The organism is Gilliamella sp. Fer1-1, assembly GCF_001690825.1.
In the GTDB taxonomy this organism is placed as follows: Bacteria; Pseudomonadota; Gammaproteobacteria; order Enterobacterales; family Orbaceae; genus Gilliamella; species Gilliamella apicola_C.
In genome coordinates, this window is the sequence record NZ_LZGX01000052.1 from 1 (window position 1) to 2,430 (window position 2,430).

6 protein-coding genes are annotated in these 2,430 nt (G+C 33.7%); all 6 read right to left on the bottom strand.

What is annotated here, in order from left to right:
- Positions 1-111 precede the first annotated feature (111 nt).
- Entirely contained in the window at positions 112-369 is a 258-nt protein-coding gene (gene lysC, locus A9G28_RS14145; protein WP_442903259.1) for an Rz1-like lysis system protein LysC, read from the bottom strand.
- Entirely contained in the window at positions 290-604 is a 315-nt protein-coding gene (locus A9G28_RS07300; protein ID WP_065580232.1) for a DUF2570 domain-containing protein, read from the bottom strand. The genes lysC and A9G28_RS07300 overlap by 80 nt, the downstream gene beginning before the upstream one ends.
- Complete coding sequence (locus A9G28_RS07305) at positions 577-1,107, bottom strand: lysozyme (RefSeq protein WP_065580233.1); 531 nt, start codon at positions 1,105-1,107, stop codon at positions 577-579. Before A9G28_RS07305 ends, A9G28_RS07300 begins: the two co-directional genes overlap by 28 nt.
- Positions 1,067-1,291, bottom strand: coding sequence for a phage holin family protein (locus A9G28_RS13085; protein WP_218057343.1), 225 nt, complete (start codon positions 1,289-1,291; stop codon positions 1,067-1,069). The genes A9G28_RS07305 and A9G28_RS13085 overlap by 41 nt, the downstream gene beginning before the upstream one ends.
- A gap of 342 nt (positions 1,292-1,633) precedes the next feature.
- On the bottom strand, positions 1,634-1,948 hold the full coding sequence (locus A9G28_RS07310; protein WP_065580234.1) for a KilA-N domain-containing protein: 315 nt from the start codon (positions 1,946-1,948) through the stop codon (positions 1,634-1,636).
- A 146-nt stretch (positions 1,949-2,094) separates the two neighbouring features.
- A partial coding sequence (locus tag A9G28_RS07315) for a hypothetical protein (protein ID WP_218057344.1) occupies positions 2,095-2,430 on the bottom strand: 336 nt, incomplete at its 5' end.

A 2,430-nucleotide genomic window follows, 5' to 3' on the forward strand; every position in this document is an offset into this window, starting at 1 on the left:
CAGCTAAATTAAATAAAAAGTTATTTTCTTGTTTCATTTTCTTCCTCTCATAGCATTAATAAATGGAGGAAAATTATACTTTATTTTTTCTCCATTTATTTCTATATATTGTCAATTATCTGATATATTAATTTCCCTTATCGCCATTTTATCAGCATTACACTGCCTAAGCTCGTTTAATAACTCAGTGTACAAAACAGGGCACTGTCCCCACGTGATTCGTTTATCAATATGAGGCTCGTTATTTGGCTGTGTTAGTGATGCAGGGATATTGCATTGATAAACGTATTTAGTTTTTACCGTTCCGCATCCAGTTAGATACGTTAATAGGCATAAGCTCATTAGCACATTGATTATTTTTAAGCGCATCTTTTATCTGCTCTTGAAGTTGTTTAATTGACATAGCATCCTGAGCTTTTTCTTGCTCTCGTTGTGCTATGATTTGATTGTTTTTAGCTATACTCTGATTTAACTGTTCGATTTTTCCGAACAGTTCAGCGTTTTCAGTTCGCAATCGTTTTTTCTCGTGATAGTTGTTGTAACCGAAATAAACAGGCAATAAGGCAGAGCAAATAATCAATGAATATCGGAATAACTTAGACATAATGCCTTCTCCTTTTCTCGTCTGATTACTAAGCCTTTTAGAACCTTACCACCCGCTTTATTCCATCTTGGGAATTCATTACAAGCCGCCTTATAATCGCCGTTGTTCAGATGCTTATACATTGTTGATGTTCGCATTTTTGTACATCCAATGTTAAAGGTAATTGAGGTCACAGCGTCAAAAACAGACTGGGGAAGATGAAAGCCTTTAGCATAGCGATTAACACATTGTTCAGCCGTTTTTATGTCACGGACCCAACGCTTTGCTATCTCATCATCAGTATAAATTTTTTGTTCAATATGATTACCCGTTGAGCCAATGCCAACCGTTAATATGTTAGCTGGGCAATAATAAGGCTCTCGTACGCAGGATTCAGCATTACCGATTATTTCAAGACCCGATTGACTTGTTCTTATGTCATCTGAGTAGTTGGTAATAACAATACCGATTATTACCGAAACACTACAAATCGCACTCGTCGCTATTTTTGTGGTATTTCGCATAGTATTGCTCTCTCAATTTTTTTTTATGATAAAAATCTCGGCGCTTATACAGCCAATTAATAATAAATGTCGCTATTGATAAGATAATACCTACAATAATGGCAATATCATTTAGGCTGAGCGCGCCCAATAACGTACATATTCCGCCCCAAAAATAGGAAACGGGTGACGAATATTTATCCATTTTTATTGTTCTTCGTTTTAGTTAATGTAAGGTGACAACTTATTAGCTAATATTGTGTAACTCTGTTACCAATTCTGTAGATGTAAAAAAGTGGTGGCGAGTTGCAGTGATATAAACACTCTGGAGCAAAGTGTGGAGTAATAGTATTTATATCTCTCGCCATGATTTAGGCAATAAAAAACCCCAACTGAGTAAGTCGGGGTTTAATTTGGATGCGAAAACCGCAATATAGGTGTATTATATGTCGCTACACGGCGACAGTCAATCACATAAAATATATTTTTATATAATGATTTCTAAACCGCCTACTCGGCGGTAATCGAGAATATTTAGGCATTTCATCTAAAAAAGTATTTCTAAACCGTTTATGCAGCGGTAATCATAATCGAAAATAGCTAAAAGTTCGTGGGCAAAGGTGCCAGAAGAAATGCCGCCTTTGATTGTGTTGATTAAATTTTGACCTAAGCCCGTAGAAGGGCTTTGCCTTTTTTCTAATTCAGTAATTAGTTCTTTTGTTGGCTGTGAAGCCAACCATTTGCTTGGTCTTTTGTGATCGCCCAATCCGCTTGCCTTATGCAAAGCATTAAGATTATATCGACCCTCTTTATCAGTTGTGATAGAGATTCCAGCTATTACTGGATAATTTGAATTTTGCATTGATATACTCCACTTGTTTTACTCTTAACCTCTACAATGGTTAAACTACTTTTCGCAACATGTCAGTCTGCACTCTGACATTGTTAATATATACATTATATAAAATTATAAAGAAAATGAAAGATATAAAATAGATAATATATATACTAAACAACAATTTCATTTTTTAATTTTTCATAACTTTCTTTATTTAAAAGTTTATGGTCACTTTTAATTTCAATCCTATTACATTCTCCTGTTAAATATTGGAATTTATCATTGAGAGCTGCAAAAAAAGTTTGTTTTGGGGATGACAAAAGTACTTTATTAATAAGAAGATAAGAGCTTGATATTACACCTGCGTCAAGTTCATCTTTTATTATTGAATCCATAACAAAAGGAAGTTCTACAGAAGAATATTTCATTAATATCTTTATATAAGTTAAATAAATAACCAAGTATGTTTGATTTAATGCTGAACCACTATTTTTTATTTGATTAAA